Origin of the sequence: Micromonospora sp. NPDC005254, assembly GCF_042872525.1 — a bacterium.
Classification (GTDB): domain Bacteria; phylum Actinomycetota; class Actinomycetes; order Mycobacteriales; family Micromonosporaceae; genus Micromonospora.
Genome location: NZ_JBIAKM010000007.1, coordinates 405,487 through 424,152, shown reverse-complemented (window position 1 = coordinate 424,152; position 18,666 = coordinate 405,487). Strand labels below are relative to the sequence as shown.

The 18,666-nt window shown below is 73.0% G+C and carries 18 protein-coding genes; 4 read left to right on the top strand and 14 right to left on the bottom strand.

Annotated features, from left to right (window positions below):
* Nucleotides 1–398: 398 nt before the first annotated feature.
* The 3 genes from ACFYPR_RS23335 to ACFYPR_RS23325 form a co-directional block, all read right to left on the bottom strand.
* The gene (locus ACFYPR_RS23335; RefSeq protein WP_387262441.1) at nucleotides 399–1,028 is read right to left on the bottom strand and encodes a hypothetical protein; all 630 of its coding nucleotides are present in this window, start codon (nucleotides 1,026–1,028) and stop codon (nucleotides 399–401) included.
* A gap of 13 nt (nucleotides 1,029–1,041) precedes the next feature.
* Nucleotides 1,042–2,736, bottom strand: a complete 1,695-nt coding sequence (locus ACFYPR_RS23330; protein WP_387262439.1) for a DUF4012 domain-containing protein — start codon at nucleotides 2,734–2,736, stop codon at nucleotides 1,042–1,044.
* 189 nt (nucleotides 2,737–2,925) lie between these two features.
* Nucleotides 2,926–4,173 carry a glycosyltransferase family 4 protein gene (locus tag ACFYPR_RS23325; protein WP_354863224.1) on the bottom strand — a complete coding sequence of 416 codons (1,248 nt, stop codon included), beginning with the start codon at nucleotides 4,171–4,173 and terminating at the stop codon, nucleotides 2,926–2,928.
* A gap of 168 nt (nucleotides 4,174–4,341) precedes the next feature.
* Between ACFYPR_RS23325 and ACFYPR_RS23320 the strand changes: the two genes are divergently transcribed.
* Nucleotides 4,342–4,896: a low molecular weight phosphatase family protein gene (locus ACFYPR_RS23320; RefSeq protein WP_354863225.1), complete on the top strand. Its 555-nt coding sequence runs from the start codon at nucleotides 4,342–4,344 to the stop codon at nucleotides 4,894–4,896.
* On the opposite strand, the gene ACFYPR_RS23315 is transcribed toward ACFYPR_RS23320, so the two are convergent.
* Nucleotides 4,877–6,337 carry a polysaccharide biosynthesis tyrosine autokinase gene (locus ACFYPR_RS23315; protein WP_355137154.1) on the bottom strand — a complete coding sequence of 487 codons (1,461 nt, stop codon included), beginning with the start codon at nucleotides 6,335–6,337 and terminating at the stop codon, nucleotides 4,877–4,879. The two genes, ACFYPR_RS23320 and ACFYPR_RS23315, sit on opposite strands and share 20 nt — an antisense overlap.
* 376 nt (nucleotides 6,338–6,713) lie before the next feature.
* Between ACFYPR_RS23315 and ACFYPR_RS23310 the strand changes: the two genes are divergently transcribed.
* Nucleotides 6,714–7,076 (top strand): Na+/H+ antiporter NhaA, encoded by a 363-nt coding sequence (locus tag ACFYPR_RS23310; RefSeq protein ID WP_387262474.1) that lies wholly within the window; start codon nucleotides 6,714–6,716, stop codon nucleotides 7,074–7,076.
* 10 nt (nucleotides 7,077–7,086) lie between these two features.
* On the opposite strand, the gene ACFYPR_RS23305 is transcribed toward ACFYPR_RS23310, so the two are convergent.
* The 10 genes from ACFYPR_RS23305 to ACFYPR_RS23260 all read right to left on the bottom strand — a co-directional run bounded on the left by ACFYPR_RS23305 (nucleotide 7,087) and on the right by ACFYPR_RS23260 (nucleotide 15,312).
* On the bottom strand, nucleotides 7,087–7,284 hold the full coding sequence (locus ACFYPR_RS23305; RefSeq protein WP_355137156.1) for a hypothetical protein: 198 nt from the start codon (nucleotides 7,282–7,284) through the stop codon (nucleotides 7,087–7,089).
* Nucleotides 7,285–7,288: 4 nt separating this feature from the next.
* Nucleotides 7,289–7,612, bottom strand: coding sequence for a hypothetical protein (locus tag ACFYPR_RS23300; RefSeq protein WP_387262435.1), 324 nt, complete (start codon nucleotides 7,610–7,612; stop codon nucleotides 7,289–7,291).
* On the bottom strand, nucleotides 7,609–7,971 hold the full coding sequence (locus ACFYPR_RS23295; RefSeq protein WP_354862934.1) for a DUF1622 domain-containing protein: 363 nt from the start codon (nucleotides 7,969–7,971) through the stop codon (nucleotides 7,609–7,611). The genes ACFYPR_RS23300 and ACFYPR_RS23295 overlap by 4 nt, the downstream gene beginning before the upstream one ends.
* 39 nt (nucleotides 7,972–8,010) lie before the next feature.
* Nucleotides 8,011–8,598, bottom strand: a complete 588-nt coding sequence (locus ACFYPR_RS23290; protein ID WP_354862932.1) for a TMEM165/GDT1 family protein — start codon at nucleotides 8,596–8,598, stop codon at nucleotides 8,011–8,013.
* A gap of 250 nt (nucleotides 8,599–8,848) precedes the next feature.
* A complete protein-coding gene (egtD, locus tag ACFYPR_RS23285; protein WP_387262432.1) occupies nucleotides 8,849–9,814 on the bottom strand; it encodes an L-histidine N(alpha)-methyltransferase in 966 nt (321 codons plus the stop codon).
* A 52-nt stretch (nucleotides 9,815–9,866) separates the two neighbouring features.
* A complete protein-coding gene (gene egtC, locus ACFYPR_RS23280; protein ID WP_387262429.1) occupies nucleotides 9,867–10,613 on the bottom strand; it encodes an ergothioneine biosynthesis protein EgtC in 747 nt (248 codons plus the stop codon).
* 40 nt (nucleotides 10,614–10,653) lie between these two features.
* Nucleotides 10,654–12,006, bottom strand: coding sequence for an ergothioneine biosynthesis protein EgtB (gene egtB, locus ACFYPR_RS23275; RefSeq protein WP_355069114.1), 1,353 nt, complete (start codon nucleotides 12,004–12,006; stop codon nucleotides 10,654–10,656).
* 115 nt (nucleotides 12,007–12,121) lie between these two features.
* Complete coding sequence (gene egtA, locus ACFYPR_RS23270) at nucleotides 12,122–13,357, bottom strand: ergothioneine biosynthesis glutamate--cysteine ligase EgtA (protein ID WP_354862924.1); 1,236 nt, start codon at nucleotides 13,355–13,357, stop codon at nucleotides 12,122–12,124.
* Nucleotides 13,358–13,511: 154 nt separating this feature from the next.
* A complete protein-coding gene (locus ACFYPR_RS23265; protein WP_387262426.1) occupies nucleotides 13,512–14,432 on the bottom strand; it encodes a hypothetical protein in 921 nt (306 codons plus the stop codon).
* 16 nt (nucleotides 14,433–14,448) lie between these two features.
* Nucleotides 14,449–15,312 carry a sigma-70 family RNA polymerase sigma factor gene (locus ACFYPR_RS23260; RefSeq protein WP_387262424.1) on the bottom strand — a complete coding sequence of 288 codons (864 nt, stop codon included), beginning with the start codon at nucleotides 15,310–15,312 and terminating at the stop codon, nucleotides 14,449–14,451.
* Nucleotides 15,313–15,837: 525 nt separating this feature from the next.
* Here ACFYPR_RS23260 and ACFYPR_RS23255 point away from each other — a divergent pair.
* Both ACFYPR_RS23255 and ACFYPR_RS23250 read left to right on the top strand, forming a co-directional pair.
* On the top strand, nucleotides 15,838–17,214 hold the full coding sequence (locus tag ACFYPR_RS23255; RefSeq protein WP_387262421.1) for a serine/threonine-protein kinase: 1,377 nt from the start codon (nucleotides 15,838–15,840) through the stop codon (nucleotides 17,212–17,214).
* Between the two features lie 104 nt (nucleotides 17,215–17,318).
* Complete coding sequence (locus ACFYPR_RS23250; protein WP_387262418.1) at nucleotides 17,319–18,581, top strand: nucleotide sugar dehydrogenase; 1,263 nt, start codon at nucleotides 17,319–17,321, stop codon at nucleotides 18,579–18,581.
* Nucleotides 18,582–18,666 lie beyond the last annotated feature (85 nt).

Below are 18,666 nucleotides of genomic sequence, written 5' to 3'. Positions count from 1 at the left end.
CGACCCCAACCGGTCTTACCGGACACCCGGCCTGATCGACTCCAGATCGGCGATATCGCGGCATCCGGCCAGCCGGACACACCCACCTCGCCGACGCCACGATCAGGGCAACCCGACCGGGCCGGTCACGTCGACCTGACCTGCCCGAACACGCCTCCGCCGGGACCAGGCCCGCGCGGACGTCCCCGGGCACGGCGACCTGGGCGGAACTGCGGGTGTGATCGACTCGGGATCCTGGATATCGGGGTCTCCCGGTCGTCCGGATGCCCCGGTTTTCCGACCACGCGAGTCGATCACGTCCCGTCGGAGGGATGACAGGGGGCTGGCGCCCGTCGGGAGATCCGACGGGCGCCAGCATGAAGTGCGCTCCGGGCACTGCCCGGTTGGTGGTACGGCGATCAGTGCGCGGCCCCGCTGAAGCGCTGGCGGCGACGCCAGGCCAGGGTCAGCAGCAGCATGATCGCGCCGGCGCCGACGAGGCCGCCGCCGAGCTTCATGGGCGTACCGATGCTGTCACCGGTGACGGGCAGCGGCTGCTTCTTGTGCAGCACCCGCAGCTCCGTGCTGGCGGTCCGGCCGGACTCGCGGCCCGTGGCGGTGAAGGTCAGCAGACCGGTCACCGACGGCTTGTAGCTCTTGGTGAAGCCGCCCTGGGCGTTGGTGAACGCCGTGAACTGCAGCGGCGCGCTCGCCTGGTACGCCACCGGCGCCATGGCCACGGTGGTGCCGTCGCTGCGGCGGGCCGGCGCCTTGCCTGCGGCCGGGGCCGCAATCGGGGTGACGGTCACCGTGATGTCGACGGTCTCGTTGGGGCCGAAGTTGGTGCCGGTCAGGATGACCGTCTCGCCGAGGAAGATCGTCGGCCGGTTGACGGTCAGGGACGCGGTGGTCGGCGGGTACGGCGGCGGCTGAGTCGGATCGGTGGTCGCGCTGGGCGTCGGCTGCGGCTGTGCCGCCCCCGCTGCCGTCGGCACGGCCACCACGGCCAGGCCGACCGTGAGCGCCATGATGATGCGGGATAGCCGCATGATTGGTTCCCTCCTACTGGTCACAGCTTGGTGCGGAATGAACTTGGGTGGTCCACGGGCTGGCGGTGGGGGTCAGCCATAGCTCGGCCTGCCCGACGTCGGTCTTGGCCGTCAGGACGGTGACCTCCAGCGCCCTCTCGACGCCGGGGCCGATGTCGACGTTGGCCGTCGCCACCTGGCGGCGGCGTTCGGTGCCGCTGCCCAGTGCCGTCTCAGCCCCGTCGAGCCGGGCGTCGAGCACGGAGCCGCCAGCCGGGCTGTAGATCGACACCAGCGTGCGGACGGTGTACGGATCGCCAGCCAGACCGAGGCCAAGGATCGACTTGCTGAGCCCTGACTTCGGCGCCGTCGAGCGCAGGGTCACCCGCAGCCGGAGCTCGCGGCGGCCGTCGGGCCGGCATTCGCCGACCGTGAGGTTCGCCGTCGGCCGCAGGTAGTAGCCGAGCTTTGCGCCGCTGCCATCGTTGAGGAACACGCCGACAGTCGGCACGGTGTCCTGTTCCGGGAGCGTCCCGGCCATCCGGCTGTCGCCGAATGTCCGCTGTTCTTCCGGATGAGCACTCCAGAACAATATCCGGCGTTCCGTGATAGCACGGTCGAATGCGGACAACAACACCCGTGGGTTGACATTCTTCTTGAAGAAGGCGTCAAACACCGCGGCGGCCGACGACGCGAAGTAGGCGTCCTGCTCCGTGGTGCCCAGCCGCTGGTAGGTCTCGTTGAGCAGGGTCTGCACGACCTTCTCGCTGGCCAGCGGCACTCCACCGGGCACCAGCACCGGGCCGGTCGCCTTCAGCAGGTAGGACAGCACCACCGGGTCGACGGCGAGAACGCCATCGACGGTGGTCCCGGTCTTGCGCCGGAACATCTCCCGGTACAGGGCGGCGGCGGTCGGGAAGTGCGGGGTGAGGTTCACGTCGGCGGGGTAGATGCCCGGCAGGTCGGTCCAGACCGCTCGGGTCTCGGCGGGCAGCTTCAACGCGGGAGTGAACCGGCCGAGGGACGCGCTACTGCCCTGCGCGCCCATCCGAACCCGTCCGTTCTCGGCCTCGATCATCGCGTACGCGCCGAACATGCCGCCGGTGGCACGCAGCTCGGCCAGGTTCTGCGAGACGAGCAGGTAACGCCGCGAGCCATTCGCACCGAGCAGCGGCGGCAGCAGCCGTGCGCCCTGGTCGGCCGCAGCGGTGAGACTGGCCAGCCGGTCGATCTCGCCACGTAGATCGGTCAGCGCCTGGCGCACCTGGTTGACTAGCCGGTCGACGGGCACCTCGCTCAAGTCACGGCGGGTGGCCTGCACCGCGTCGTTCGCCCGGGTCAGCTCTGCGGAGACCGAGCTGAGCCGGGCCAGGTCCAACCGACCCTCGGCCGGCACCAGGCTGGTCAGGTCCGTCCGCAGCAGGGTCGGGAACGCCCGCCGGGCCAGGTCGTCGATGGCGATGGCGATCAGCCGGACCGCGTCGAGGTCGTCGCCGGCGATCGGGGTACGCCGACCGACCTTCCAGCTCGGGTCGGAGGTGGCGGCTCGGGCCGCGCCGGACTGCTCCTGCAGAGCGGAGAGAGTCCGCAGAGCACGGTCGGTGTCCCCGCCGACCACCTGTGTGCTCAGCTCCCGGGCCAGGCCGGCGGCGTTGAGCAGGTGCGCGCGCGCCTGCCAGCCCCGCAAGCCGATCCATCCGCCACTGGCGAGCAGCAGTGATCCGACCACCAGGGCACCGAGCAGGGCCCGTCGCAGCCGTGCGCGCCGGCGACGCCGGGATCGGCTTCGCCGTCGACGCGGCCGTTCGCTCTCCGTCACACCACACTCCCGTTTGCCGGAATCGGACAGTCCGTTCGATTCCCTGACGTTCTTAGCACGTTGCAAGGGATCTCGTACGGTTATGGGCCTTCTCGTCCTTTACGCGAGGTTTCCTCGCGGCTCTCCTGCACCCTGCGGGACCCGGCCGGCGGCCTCGTGCAGCAACCGCTCGATGCGGTCCACCCCGGCCGGCAACGACATCTCCCGCAGGTACGTCTGTCGGCCCCGGCGGCCCATCTCGGTGCGCGCCGGCGGCGGGATGGTGGCGGCCAACCAGAACCGGTCGGCCAGCGCGGCCCAGTCCTCGGGAGGGCACGACAACCCGGCTCGGGCGCGCTCGACCAGCTCGGCGGTGTCCCCGCCGGCCGACGCCACCACCGGCGCGGCGCAGGAGAGAGCGGCCTGCAGCTTGCCGGGCACCATGCCCCGAAGTTCCGGCAGGTCGCGCAGCATGATCAGCTGGTAGTCGGCGGCGGCGTACAGCTCGGGCATGTCGACCGGCGACCGCCGCTGAAGGAAGCGGACGTTCTCCGCCTTCAGTTCGGCGGCGAGCCCCCGCACCCGCTGCTCATCCGCGCCCGACCCGACCAGGACCAGATCCATGGTGCGGTCCAACGCCGCGGCGGCCCGTACCGCCGTCTCCAGCCCCTGGCGGGCGCCGATGGTCCCGGCGTGCATGACCACGCACCGGCGATCCCGGCGGACCATCTGCCGAGCCGCCGCGCCGGGTGTCGCCGGGTAGAAGATGCGCTCGTCGGTCCAGTTCAGCACCAGCTGGACCCGGGCCGGGTCGGCCCCGGCGGCGACCACCAGGTCCCGCATCGACGGTGCGGCCACCGCGACCCGCGCGGCCGTCCGGTAGATGCGGGTCATCGCGGCGCCCATCCGTGCCGACCAGCGGCCGTCGCCGTCCGCGTCCGCGCCGTCGCGTGCCCAGACATCCTGTACGTGCAACACGGCCGGCACCTTCGGAAGCAGCCGGAACAGAGCGGCGGTGGCGAACGTGGTGGCCGGCAGCTGGAAGACGTAGAGCGCGTCCACGTCGCCGAGGAACCGACGCGCCGCCAGCGACGCGCTGCCCGCGAACGACAGGTAGCTGACCATCCGCCCGTACGTGGAGGTGGCCCCGCCGGAGTAGCGCGGCACCCGCCGGACCGCCAGCCGTTGACTGTGCGTCTCGTGGTGCCAGCGCTGCCGCCACCCTGGATAGACGTGGCCGCCGGGGTAGTCCGGGAAGCCGGTGAGCACGCGGACCTCGTGCCCGCGCGCGGCCAGCTCCTCCGCGAGGCTGCCGGGGATGAAGGCGGGCTCGGGTGGAAAGTGGTACGACAGGATGCCGATCTTCACCGGGGCACCGCCGAGGACCACGGATCGGCCTCGGCCGGCGCGGCAGCACGTCCGGCGGGTGGTCGGCCCGCGTACGATGCCGACATCCCCTCCCCGCGCGGCCAGCGGCGTCGACGCACCACCCTCGGGGTGTGGCGACCCGTGTCCGCACCCACGAGAGGGCTCCCGATGGCCGACCGCGTGTTGTTCGTCTGCCACGCCAACCTGTGCCGCTCGCCGATGGCCGAGTACCTGGCCCGCCGGTTGCTGGCCGACCGGCCCGTGCTGGTGTCCAGCGCCGGCACCGACGCGATGGACGGGATGGCGATGCACCCGTACGCGGCCCAGGTCGCGGCCGAGGGCGGCGGCGACCCGGCGGCCTTCGCCAGCCGGACGCTGCGTCCCGAACACCTCGCCGACGCGACGCTCGTGCTGACCGCGACACGGCGGCAGCGTTCGATCTGCACCGCGCTGGCGCCCGGCGCGCTGCACCGGACGTTCACCCTGCGCCAGTTCGGCCGACTGGCGGCGGCGGCCGAGCCGCCCGCCGAGTCGCGCGACGACCCGCTGCGGGCCGCCATCGCCGCCGCCGCCCACGCCCGGGGACGGTTGCAACCCGCCGCCCCGGACGCGGACGACCTGCGGGACCCGATCGGCGGGACCGCCGCCGACTTCCGTCGCTGCGCTGAGGAGATCGAACGCTCGCTACGACCCCTCGCCGCGCTCATCGGGGCAACCGGGTGAGTTCCTGGGTGCGGTCGCTGACGCCGTTGACGCCGGCGCCCTCGCTGTGCCGGGCTGCGGTGGCCCGGTCGGTCGGCACCGACGGCGTGGCCGACGAGGTGGCCACCCGGTAAGCCTCGTACTGGTACGCCTCGGCCTTGGCCACCTTGGCCATGTTCAGCACGCAGCCGAGCAACCGCACCGAGACCGAGTGCAGCGAGCGGGCCGCCGCGGCCACCTGGGTTCGCGACGTACGGCCCTGCTGACTCACCAGCAGCGCGCCGTCGGCCTGGACGGCCACCACGACACCGTCGGTCACCGCGAGCAGCGGCGCGGTGTCGATGATCACGATGTCCGTGGACTCGCGCAGCGCGAGCAGCAGGTCCGCCATCGCCTTGGAGCCGAGCAGTTCGCTCGGGTTCGGCGGCGCGGAGCCGCTGGGCAGCACCAGCAGGGACTTGTCGCCCCAGCGCTGCACCACGTCACCGACCTGGACGTCGCCGACCAGCACGTCGGTGAGACCGACGCCCGCGTCCAGGCCCAGGTACTCGTCGACCTTCGGGCGGCGCAGGTCCGCGTCGACCAGCAGCACCCGCCAGCCCGCCTCGGCCAGGGCGATGGCCAGGTTGCAGGAGAGCGTCGTCTTACCCTCGCCCTGCAGGGCGCTGGTCACGGCGATGACCCGGGCCGGCTCGTGCACGTCCACGAAGCGCAGGTTGGTCCGCAGCTTGCGGACCGCCTCCGCGCGCGCCGACGTCGCGGCTTCGCCGACGATCAGCGGAGCGGTGCGGGCGGCGCTCTCGAACGGAATCTCACCGAGCAGTGGGCTTCCGGTGGCGCGTTGCAGGCCCGCGGCGTCGCGCAGGCGGACGTCGGCGACGCCGCGCAGGATCGCCAGGCCGACACCGAGCGCCAGACCGACCAGACCGCCGAGCGTGAGGTTGCGGACCGGCTGCGGCGAGACGGGGCTGGCGCTGACCCGTGGGCCGCTGACCACCTCGATCTTGATCGGCGCCTTGCCCTCGGGCGGCGTCTCGACCTTCTGCACGAGCTCGACGAACTTTGCCGCGAGGGTTTCGGTCACCCGCATCGCCCGCGCCTGGTCGGTGTCGGTGACGGAGGCGCGCAGCAGCACGGTGCCCGTCTCCGTGGAGGTGGTCACCCGGCGCTGCACCTCGTCCGCGGTGAGCCCGACCGGGGTCTCGGCCACCACGCTCTGCGCCAGGCGATCGCTGCTGAGCAGGTCGGCGTACGACTTGACCCGCTGCTGAAGGAACAGACCACCCTGGTAGGCGTCGCTGACGCCCTGGTTGGGGGTGGTGACGAAGAAGGTCACCGAAGCGACGTACCGGGGCTGGGCCCGTACGGTCAGAAACGCCGAGACGCCCAGGGCCACCATGACGGTGACCAGCACGACCCACCAGTGCCGACGCACGTGGCGCAATTGGCGGAGCAGGTCCATCAGGAGTGCCTCCGTGCGGGTCCGGTTACGCCAAAGAACTTCACGAAAACCCCCAAGGTCGTCTGCCAACTCGTGAAACCATTAAAGCCCCTCATAGGGCTTATGTCCGGAGTTATGCATTTTCGAGGCGAACAAGTGCGCCCACATGACCAACCCGACAAAGGGTCATTCGGCAGCGGCGACATCCGGGAAAAGTCCACGGCCGATCTCTGGCCGCCCCCGTCCCGGACGCCGAGTGATCGCCCGCACCCCACCATCGGAGGCGCACTGCTGCCCCTCGCGCTGACCTGGGCGAGGACGCCGTGGGGGTCGAGTCGTACACCCGGGGCGCCCTGGCCCGACGGCGAGCGCTGGTGCCTCGACCTGGGCCGCGCCAATCGGGGCTGCTGGCAGTCTTCGTTCTCGTGGCGGGCCTGGACCTCAAGCGCGAGTTCGTCGTCGGCGCGACCTGCGGGAGCCGCGCGGCGCGGCGCTTGCGGTGGTGGCCACCCTCGGCGGGATGGCGCTGCCCGCGCCGATCTCCGCGGCGGTGGTCCAGACAGCGGGCGGGGGGAGGTTGCGCGGTCGGGCCATCCCGATTGCCACCGACATCGCCCGCACGCTGGCCGCGCTCACGGTGGTCAGCTCACACCTGGCACCGGCCGGCAGGGGGGTCACGGACGAGCTGCCCGAACGGCGTCGGCGGTCGATCATGACCCGAACGGCGTCGGCGGTCGCCCGTGCGGGCGACCGCCGTTAGGCGTGACGCGTCAGCGGCGGCGCTCGCTGGGGCGACGCTCCTCGGTCTCGTCGGCCAGCGCGTCGGTCGTCGGCGCGGTGAGATCGTCGCCGGGCACCGCCACCTCCTCCGCGAGGTCCTGCTCGTCGGGCTTGCCGCCGGGCTGGGGCTCGGGAGCGGTGGCGCCGCCGGCGTAGCCGTACTCGTTCGGTTCGTCGTGCCGGCTCATGTGGTTATCCTCCCGCTTTTCCCTGTTTCGCTGCTACTGCCCACGGTAAGTGGTGATCGTCCTCGGCGCAGCGCGGCGGGGATTGTCGGCGCGACCACGGCGGCGCGAGACTCAACGCCGCCGCGAGCAGTTGGCGCAGCGCGACGATCGCCGCCGCGGCGGCCAGGCCACCCCACTGCGGATCATCGGCCAGGCGAAGCAGGCCGGCCGCCGTGAGCAGGTCCAACAGCACCCGGACCGCGACCCGGACGGCACCGGTGCACAGGGCCGTGACCACACCGGCGACCAGGGCCAGCGCGGTCACCACCTCGACCAGCGCACCGCTCACGGCCGCCGCTGCCCGTCGGTGACCTGCCGCTGCTCCTGCCGGATCTCCCGGCCCAGGAAGTAGTTCAGCGCCGTCCGGATCGTGGCGATCGCCGCCAGCTGGCCGATCTGGGTGAACGACGGTGACACCGCGGTGCGCAGGACGTCGGCGGCCAGCTGGAACTCCAGACCGAGGGTCAGAAACCGGCCCAGGGACAGTCGGATCGGAGTGAAGACGGCGGCGGTGCGGTGTCGCAGCCCTTCGACCGCGAACCGCACCGCCGCCCAGACGGCACCCACGAAGATCACCAGGGCCCCGGCCACCTCCACCACGGCGACCAGCACCTCGTCGCCGTGGCGCAGCAGCTCCGCCGGCTCCACCCGGAGCCGTTACCCGCCAGCGGGGCGGCTAGTCGGTGCTCAGGTCAGCTCGTTGACGGCCTCCAGGATCAGCCAGAGGCCACTGATGGCGAAGAGCACCGCGGCACCGTACCTGATGGTCTTCTCCGGCAGGCGGCGACCGAGCATCCGACCGACCAGGATGGCCAGCGCGTCCGCGGCGACCATGCCGATCGTGGAGCCGAGCCAGGTGCCGAACCAGCCGTACTTGGTGGCCAGGGTGATCGTCGCGAGCATCGTCTTGTCGCCCAGCTCGGCCAGGAAGAACGCCACCGACACCGCCACGATCGCGGTCTTGCTGGTCTTCTCGGCCTTGCGCTTCTCCTCCTCGGTGAGCGTGTCACCGCGCAGGGTCCACGCGCCGAAGCCGAGGAACGCCACACCGGCCACCAGGGAGATCCACTCGGTGGGCAGCACGGCGCCGAGGCCCGAACCGATGGCGACCGACGCCAGGTGCACCACCGCCGTGGCGACGGTGATGCCGATCAGCACCGGAATCGGTTTGAACCGCGTAGCGAACGTCAGCGCCATCAGCTGGGACTTGTCTCCCAGCTCGGCCACGAAAATGACACCGAAGCTGACGACCAGCGCGGCGAGGAATCCCTCCATGACATCCTTCCCGTTCACGCCGGGAGGAGGTACGGGGCGCCCTCGACCCGGCTGTAACAGCCTGAGTCGAAGGTCTCGCCCGCCCCGGAGACCGGGGCCGCGTGGCCGGGTGCGGAACGCACCAGTATGTCGACCACGACATTGAGGGCTACTCCCCTTCGCGCGACCAGCCTAACCGATCACCGAGCGGCTCGGACGCCGTGGGTGAACAGCCTCACCGTGCCCGGGCCGGAAGTCGTGGTGAACAGCCTCACCGCGCCCGGGCCAACGTCACCCCGAAGAGCCCGTCCGGGTCGGTCCAGAAGTTCGTCGCCGCGAAGCCCGCCTCGCGCAGCTCGGCGGCCACCCGCTCCGGGCGGAACTTCGCCGACACCTCCGTCCGCAGCTCCTCCCCTGCGGCGAACTGGACCGTCAGGTCCAGCACCCGGACCCGCATCGGGCGCGTCGCCCGCAGCCGCATCTCGATCCACTCGTGGTCGGCATCCCAGCGGGCGACGTGCTCGAACGCCTCCGGGTCGAAGTCGCCGCCCAACTCCCGGTTGATCACGTACAGCACGTTGCGGTTGAACTCGGCCGTGACCCCGGCCGCGTCGTCGTACGCGGGCACGATGATCGACGGGTCCTTCACGAGGTCGGTGCCGAGCAGCAGCCAGTCGCCGACCTCCAGCGCGGCGCGCATCGCGGCCAGGAAGTCGGCCCGCTCGGCCGGCAGCAGGTTGCCGATCGTGCCGCCCAGGAACACCACCAACCGCCGACCGCCGGTGGGCAGCCGGTCGAGTTGGCGGGTGAAGTCCCCCACGATGCCCCGGACCCGCAGCCCCGGATAGTCGGCGGCGATCTGCGCGGTCGACCCCAGCAGGGCACTGACCGACACGTCCAACGGGACGAACGTGCCCAGGCCGCCCCGACGGGTGAACGCGTCCAGCAGCAGCAGGGTCTTCTCCGACGAGCCGGAGCCCAGCTCGATCAGGGTCTTGGCACCGGTCAGCGCCGCCACGTCCGGTGCGTGCTCGGCCAGCACCGCCCGCTCCGCCCGCGTCGGGTAGTACTCGGGCAGCCGGGTGATCTCCTCGAACAGCTCGCTGCCCCGCGAGTCGTAGAACCACTTCGGCGGCAGCCACTTCGGCTCGGCGGTCAACCCGGCCCGGACGTCCTGACGCAGACCACGCTCCAGGTCCTGCGGCTCAAGGTAGATCTCCAACGGTTCCGCGGTCATCGGTCCTGCCTCTCTGCTCAGTCACACACCTCGCGTGCCCGACCGGTGCGGCTCACCGGGTCGGCAGTGGGCACATCCGCACCTCGTCCACGGTGGCCGTGACCAGGTGCCCCTCCGGCACCGGCCGCCATCCGGGGTCGTCATCGTGTGGCTCGGAGGCCAGCAGCACCGAGCCCGCCGCCGCACGCACCGACAGCGCGTGGCCGGACGTGGTGCCCACCACCCGCCGCCCGTCGGTGAGCAGCACGTTCAGCCGCGACCCCGGAGCGGCCACGGCGACCTCGGCCACCGTCCGGGCCACCGCCTCCGCCGGGTCGTCACCGGCGCGCAGCCGGTGCCGCACCAGCGCCCACAGCAGGGCCGAGTCGGTGGCCGCGTCCAGGGTCAGCAGGTCACGCACCGGCAGGCCGGCGGCGAGCGACACCATCGCGTCCGGCCAGCCCCGGACCAGACCGTTGTGGCTGAACAGCCACCGACCCTCGGCGAACGGCGCGGCGGCGCCGTCGAGCACCGCCATCCCGACGGTGGCCGAGCGGACCGCGGCCAGCACAGCGCCGGCGCGGGTCACCGCAGCCAGCTCGGCGATCGTCGGATCGCTCCAGATCGGCTGGGCACGCCGGTAACGCACCGGCTCGCCGTCGCTCGGATACCAGCCGACGCCGAACCCGTCGGCGTTGATCGTGCCGCCGCCGCGCATGTCGCGAGGCGCCCAGGACTGGCGTACGAGTGCGTGCGCCGGCTCGAAGAGCAACTCGGCCAGCGTGACCGGCGGCCCCAGATAGGCCAGGTGACGGCACATCAGCGCAATCCGGCCGCCGCAGTGCCGGCCCGGTGCGGCGTCACGGGCGCGACTCGTCCGGTGCGGCGTCCCGGGCGCAACGGAAGCCGCTGAAGATCTGCCGCCGGATCGGATAGTCCCAGTTGCGGAACGTACCCCGGCAGGCCGACCGGTCCGTGCCGAACGAGCCGCCGCGCAGCACCCGGTAGTCGTCGCCGAAGAAGACCTCCGAGTATTCGCGGTAGGGGAACGCGGTGAAGCCGGGATGCCCGCGGAAGGTGGTCGACGTCCACTCCCAGACGTCCCCGATGAGCTGGTGCACGCCCAGCGGCGACGCGCCGGCCGGGTACGCTCCCACCGGCGCCGGCCGCAGGTGACGTTGGTCGAGGTTCGCGTGCGCCTCGGTCGGGTCCCCGTCGCCCCACGGGTAGCGGCGCGACCGCCCGGTCGCCGGGTCCCACCGGGCGGCCTTCTCCCACTCCGCCTCGGTCGGCAGACGCTTACCGGCCCACGCGGCGTACGCCTGCGCCTCGTGGAAGCACACGTGCACCACCGGCTCGTCGGCGCGCACCGGATCCCACCGGCCGAAACGCCGGTACGCCCAGCCGTCGCCGTCGCGACGCCAGTGCATCGGCGCGACGAGCTGCTCCCGAACACGATGCTCCCAACCCGCCGCGCTCCACCAGCGCGGGTCGTCGTAGCCGCCGTCGGCGATGAACGCCTCGTACTCGCCGTTGGTGACCGGCGCGGCGTCGATGACGTACGCGGCCAGGTCGACGCGGTGCGCGGGACGTTCGTTGTCCAGGGCCCAGGGGTCGGTGTCGGTGCCCATCGTGAACTCCCCGGCCGGCACCAGCACCTCACCGCCGACGCGGGCGGTCGGCTCGGGTGGTGGCGGGGCGTGCAGGACCGCCGCGCCCGCGCGCAGCTGGTGGGTCGCGAGCATCGTCTCGTCGTGCTGCTGCTCGTGCTGGACGATCATGCCGAAGGCGAACCCGGCGGCGACCAACGGCCGATCGGTGAAGCTCACGGCGTCGAGCAGGTCGTGCACCTTGTCCCGGACCGTGCCCAGGTAGGCACGCGCCTCCGCCGGTGGCAGCAGCGGCAGCGCGGGCCGGTCGCGGCGGGGCTGCTTGAACGCGTCGTACAGCTCGTCGATGTCGCAGCGGACCGGCTCGCGGCCACCCACATCACGGACCAGCCAGAGTTCCTCCTGGTTGCCGACGTGCGCCAGATCCCAGACCAACGGCGACATCAACGGAGAGTGCTGGCGCATCAGGTCGGCGTCGTCGACCGCCTCGGTCAGCAGGGCGGTACGGGACCGGGCGCGCGCCAACTCCGCCGCGATCCGCCCCCGCAACCGCTCCCCCTCGGGATGGTCCGTCGTGCCCACACTCACCGTCTCGCCGTTCACCGGTCTCCCCTCCGTTCGCGACTGCGGGGCTCGCCACCCCGGCTCATTCCTCGCGCTCACCGGTCCGCCAACGTTCGCGACTGCGGGGCTCGCAACCCCGGCTCACTCCTCGCGCTCACCGGTCTCCCCTCTGTGCGGCGGCCAGCCGCCGTCGTACGCCTCGTTGGACCTCGTCGTGGGTGCCGGCCGGCAGCTCCAGCTGGGGCAGTGTGGCCAGGGCCAGGTCGAGCAGCGCGGCCGCGGCGGCGGCCAGCGTCGGGTCGGACAGGCCGTGCCGCGCGGCCGCCGACCAGCGGTGCGCCACCGGCGCGCCGATCGTGTACGCCGCGCGCACGGTGCCCGCGTCGGTGAACAGCGCGCTCAGCACCGCCAGCGGGAGACGCCAGTCCCGGTCGGGCTGGGCGTCGAGATAGCGCAGTTCCAGGTAGCCGCGCGGGCGCACGGGTGGAAAAAGGGTGCTGACGTGGTAGTCAAGATCGTCGGTGGTGGGCGGACGGGGCAGCGCGCCGTCGAGCCAGTCGGCGAAGGTGACACCCGGCGGCGGGGCCCAGTCCGGGCCGCGTCGGCGCAGGCAGAGCAGCGGCGCGGCAAGCACGTACCGGATCCAGGTGGTCGTCGGATCCTCGTCGGCGTTGCCGGGCACCCACACCGGGCGGGTGCGGGCCGGGTCGATGGCCAGCCAGGCGGCCATACGCGCGGACGCCCAACCGGTGCGCCGCCCGGCGTGCCGGCTGGCCGAGGCGAACGCCGCGAGCAACGGCGGCCCGACCGCGTGGGCCGTCGCCCAGCGCGCCGCGACCTGGTCCGGCTCGCCGATGTCGAGGCAGACCTGCAGACCGGCGGTGCTGTACATCATCGTCCGGCCGGCCGGACCCCGCCGGTCGAAGGCGCGACGCATGGCGCGGTAGCGGGGAGTGTCCACCACTGGGCGGGGCCGACGGTGCGGGTCGATTCCGCTGCGGCCGAGGGTCAGCCCGGCGGCGGCCAGCAGGCCGGTGACCTGGGCGATGTCGGCCTCGGTGGCCTGGATCAGCGCGCCGGTCGAAGAACGCGGCGGGGTGGAGATCTCCAACTGGCCGCCCGGTTCGAGGGTCACCGTGCCGCCGTGTCGCAGCGGCTCGGCGGGGCTCGTGGGGTCCAGCGTGACGGGGCTGTGGCGCCCCAGCGCCGCCCGCAGCCGCACCGGGTCGACCGGTCGGGCAGGGTCGGCGGCGTCGTGCACGGTCCATTCCAGTTCGACGCCGGTGTATGTCGGGGGGCCGGTCTTGAAGCAGATGCGCGCGAGATGTCGGCCTGCGGCCGCGGACTCACGCAGGATCGCGCTGCGATCCAGCTCGGGCGACGTCACCATTGGTGCAGCCTCCTTCGTCGTGCGCCAACTCCGGAACACTGTGCCACCGTAAACCAGGCCACCGACACTGTCGGCGGCGTCGACGGTGCCACCAACCCCTGTCTAACAGACGAATTTCCCGGTGCACGGCAGAACGAACGCGCCGGCCGGACGCTCAGTTCGCGGCCGACCCGGCCGGGTGGGAGGGCTTGGTCTTCGCCGATCCGGGCGGCGTCCCCGCCGAGGACGGTTCGGCGGGGGCAGACGACCGCGCCGGAGCCGACGGCTTCGCCTCGGGCACCAGTCGCTGGCAGTACTCCTCGACCGCGGCGACGCCACCGGCGGCCTCCACCAGCCGCTGGAAGGCCGGCGTCCGCAACTTCTTCTCCCGCTTCTCGGGCTTCCCTGCGCGCCAGGCCCGGCACAGCCCGTGCAGCTGACCGTTCGGCGCCGAACCGACGGTCGGAGTGCCGGTCGGGGACGGCGGGCCGGGCGACGCCGATCGGCTCGGCGCGGTCGGCGTGGTCGCCGCGGTCGCCGCGGGATCGCTGGCGGTCGGTGGCGCGCTGCTCGGCGCCGGCGGGACCGGGTCGGGTGCCCGGTCCAGGCCGGCCGCGGCGAACGCGGCGCCCGCGGTGGCGGTGGCGGCCAGCGCCCCGATCCAGGCCAACGCGCCGGTGGTGAGCCGACGGCTGCGTGGTCGTCGGGCCGCGGCGGGCTCCGGGGCGGCGGCCCGGGCGGCCCGGAACGCGGCCAGCGCGGCCTCCTCGCCCGCCAGCTCCCCCGGCCGGGCCGGGCCGGCGGCAGCGGCGAGCAGCCGCGCCAGCGGGTCGGCCGCCGCCTGCGAGGCGGCGGGCGCGCGGGACCGCTCGCCCGCGTCGAGGTCGAGGGCCGCGTCGACGTGAAGCGCCGCGTCGGAGTCGACGGCCGTGTCGACGTGGAGTGCCGCGTCGGAGTCGACGGCTGCGTCGAAGTCCGCAGACGTGCCAGCGCGGAGGGACGCCTCGGGGTGGGCGGCCGCGTCGATGCGGGTGGCGTCGAGCAGCCGTTCGGTCTCGGCACGGCCGGCGTGCCGGTCCGGCCGGTACGGGTTCATCCGGAATCCCCTCACGTCAGCCGTCCGCCTGCTCGGCGTGTGACGTCCGCCGGGATCGGCTGGTGCGTCCGCGAGGTGGCGGAACCGCCTCAGCGCCGACCGACGGTGCGACGCCGTCGGCGCCGAGGGCCGGCGCCGCAGTCGCGCCCGGCGCGTTCGGCACGGACACCCCGCCCGGCGCGTTCGGCACGGACACCCCGCCCGGCGCGGACACCCCGCGCGGCGCGTTCGGCACGGACACCCCGCGCGGCGCGGCAGGCGCAGGCCGCGTGGTCGGCGCGGACACCCGGCCCGGCGTGCCGGGCGCCCCGGTCGTGACGGCACCGTCGGATGGCGGTGCGGTCACCGTCTGCCGGTCCAGCAGGGTGGCCAGCCGCCGCAGCCCACGGTGGGCGGCGGTCCGGACGGCCCCGGCCCGACGCCCCAGCACCCGACCGGCCGACTCCGCGTCCAACCCGATCACGGCCCGCAACAGCACCGCCTCGGCCTCGCGCGGAGGCAGCGTGGCGATCAGCGCCAGGGCGGCCTCGGTGCTGATCGTCTCGCCGGCCCGCTCGGCGGTGTCGCCGTCGCCGGCCAACTCGGTGAGCGCCTGCACCGGGACCGGCAGCGACGGTCGTCGACGCAGCCGGCGCAGATGGTCCATGGCCCGGTTACGGGCGATGGTGACCGTCCAGGCGCGGAACTCACCGCCGGTGAAGTTGGGCAGGTCCCGGGAGATCTGCAACCACGTCTCCGACGCCACGTCTTCGGCGTCCGCCCCGACCAGGGCGGTCAGGTAGCGCAGCAGGCCCGGCTGCAGGCTGCGGTACAGGAAGCGGAAGGCGTCCTCGTCCCCGGCCTGCGCGGCGGTGACCGCCTCGGACAGCTCGCCGGTCATCCGCGGCTCACGGGTGGCTCGGGACGGCGGCCCGGCCCGACGCGCCACGCCTGCGTCCGCGCGCGAACCGTCGACCCCGCCGGCTCCCGCACGCGCACCGCCCTCCACCGAATTCGCTTCGCGCCCGCGTCCGGGCCGGCCGGGGCGTCCGCACCGGCGCGATGGCTCTCGGCTCTCGACGCACGGCCGGCCGGGCGGCCCCGAGCCGGGCTAACGGTAAAAGGGGACCATCCGAGCGACAAGTCGGGGTCGCGTCACGGAAGAGTGACAATTATCAAGCCGCCAGACCGGCGTGCCGCCGTAACAGGTGTGAACCGCAGGACGCTCCCCGGGCCGGTGGGCGGCCCGGGGCGGTGATCCGGCAAGCGTACGCCGGGATGTGTCGGGTTTTGTCACCCGCCGTCGTCGAGCCGTCACAGATCCGACCGCGTCCATAGAGGTCAGACCGGACGGACCGGCGGGTACGACCACGCGGCCGATCAACCGCAGCGCGCCGTTGCCCGCCACTCTGGGTACGGTAATGCTGTGTTGTCATCGGAGGTCGTGCTCAGCGGGCGGTACCGCCTGGACGAACGTGTCGCCACCGGCGGCATGGGCGACGTCTGGCGTGCCTCGGACCTGGTCCTCGGCCGACAGGTCGCGGTCAAGGTCCTGCTGCCGGCGCTGGTCTCCGATCCGGACTTCATCGCCCGTTTCCGGGCCGAGGCACGGATCATGGCGGCTCTGCGGCACCCCGGCATCGTGCAGGTGTACGACTGCGGCGAGGACGACCTGCCCGACGGCGGTCGGGCGGACTACCTGGTCATGGAGTTCGTCGAGGGTGAGCCGCTGTCCAAGCGGATCGAGGCGGCCGGCCGGCTCGACGTGGCCGAGACGATGTCGATCGTGGCCCAGGCGGCGCACGCGCTGAGCGCGGCGCACCGGGGCGGCATCGTGCACCGCGACGTCAAGCCCAGCAACCTGCTGGTCCAGGAGGACGGCACGGTCGTCCTCGTCGACTTCGGCGTCGCCCGTTCCACAAACGTGACCAGCATCACCAGCACCAACGCGGTGCCCGGCACCGCTCTCTACATGGCGCCCGAGCAGGCCGCCGGTCGTCCGGTCAGCGGTGCCACCGACATCTACGCGCTCGGCGCGGTCGCCTACTGCTGCCTCACCGGCGGTCCACCGTTCACCGGGGACAACCCCCTCCAGGTCGCCGTCCGGCACCTGGACGACGAGCCGCCGGAGCTGCCGCACGACATCCCGGAGGCGGTCCGCGCCCTGGTGTCGCGGGCCCTCGCCAAAGATCCGCTCGACCGCTTCAGCAGCGGCTCGGCCATGGCCGAGGCCGCCCGCACCGCGTTCACCGGCGGCGAGCCGCCGACGGCGATGGCGGCGTCGGTTCCGCTGCGCGAGGCCGGACCGGGCACCCGCACCGACGTGCCGGTCGGCGCGGCGGTGGCGAGCACGGCGGATGCCGGGCGTCAGCGACGTCGCGGGCCACTGGTCGGCGCGGCGGCCGCGATGCTGGTCGCCCTGATCAGCCTCGGGGCGGCACTGGGTGCGGCGCGCAACACCGGCGACGACGAGCCGGCCGTCAACCTGCCGACGACCTCCGTGACGCAGGGGCCGACCCAGCAGGCGGAGCTGCCGGCGGCGAACGAGCAGAGCACGGACGACCCGGAGCGCCCGAACCGGCCGACCGTCCCGGACGCGACCGCGTCGGCGTCGGTCACCGCCACGCCGAGCGTGCAGCCCTCCCAGTCGTCCAGCCCGCCGTCGGCGACGCCGAGCGCGACCACCGCGCCCCCGCCCAGCGACCCGCCGAAGACCGACCCGCCGCCGAGCAACCCGCCCCCGAGCGAGCCGGTCCCCACCACGGAGGCGCCGACCGGTCCGGGCGAACCGGCGGGCAACTGACCGGCCGTCGCACCAGCACCGATATCACCAAAACGGACTTACGTCGCCGAAGACCCCTCTAGGCTCTCCGCAGGTCATTTCCACCATCTGCCGCGGGAGCCCGGGTGAGCGCTGAGAAGCTGGTCGTGATCGGCCAGGGGTACGTCGGACTGCCGCTGGCCATGCGCGCCGTCGAGGCGGGCCTGGACGTCGTCGGCCTCGACGTCGACGCCGACCGGGTGAAGCGGCTCGCGTCCGGTGAGTCCTTCGTCGAGGACATCCCCACCGACCGGCTGGGCCGCGCGCTGGGCAGCGGTCGGTACCGCCCCAGCACGGAGTACACCGACGCCGACGGTTTCGACATCTGCGTGATCACCGTGCCCACCCCGCTGCGCGACGGCACCCCGGACCTGAGCTTCGTCGAGCAGGCCGGCGTCGGCATAGGCCCGTACGTGCGGCCGGGCTGCACGGTGATCCTGGAGTCCACCACCTATCCGGGCACCACCGAGGAGCTGCTCCGACCGCTGCTGGAGTCGGCCAGCGGGCTGACCAGCCCCGGTGACTTCCACCTCGGCTACAGCCCCGAGCGGATCGACCCGGGCAACCCGACCTGGCGACTGGAGAACACCCCGAAGGTGGTCTCCGGTGTCGACGCGGTGTCGTTGGCCCGGGTGCAGGGGTTCTACCAGCGCCTCGTGGAGCGCACCGTCGCGGTGGACTCCACGAGGGTCGCCGAGCTGACCAAGCTGATCGAGAACACGTTCCGCCAGGTCAACATCGCGCTGATCAACGAGCTGACCATGCTCTCGCACCACCTGGACATCGACGTCTGGCAGGCGATCGACGCCGCCGAGACCAAGCCGTTCGGGTTCCTGCCGTTCCGGCCCGGCCCCGGTGTCGGCGGGCACTGCCTGCCGATCGACCCGTGCTACCTGTCCTGGCAGGTCAAACGGCGCCTCGGCCGGCAGTTCCGGTTCATCGAGCTGGCCAACGACGTCAACCACGAGATGCCCGAGCACGTCGCGCAGCGGATCATGGCGGGGCTGAACCGGGCTGGCCGGGCGGTGAGCGGCGCCCGACTGCTGCTGCTCGGGCTCGCGTACAAGAAGAACACCGGCGACATGCGGGACTCCCCCGCCGTCGACGTGGCCCGCCGGTTGCAGGCCCTCGGCGCCGAGGTCTACGCGGTGGAGCCGTACGCGGAGGCCCACCACATTCCCGCCGGGGTCACCATCGTCGAGCTCACCGAGCGAGAGGTGCGGGCCGCGGACGCGGTGGTGGTCGTCACCGACCACGACAGCTTCGACTACGACCTGGTGGTCCGGCACGCCCGCTACGTCTTCGACACCCGCAACCGGTGCGTCGGCGAGATGGTCGAGCGCCTCTAGACCCGGCACCGCTGGCCGGTCCCGCCGCCGGGGAAGACGGCGGGACCGGCCGGCGGATGTCCCAGCCCGAAGGCCGCGAGGCGGA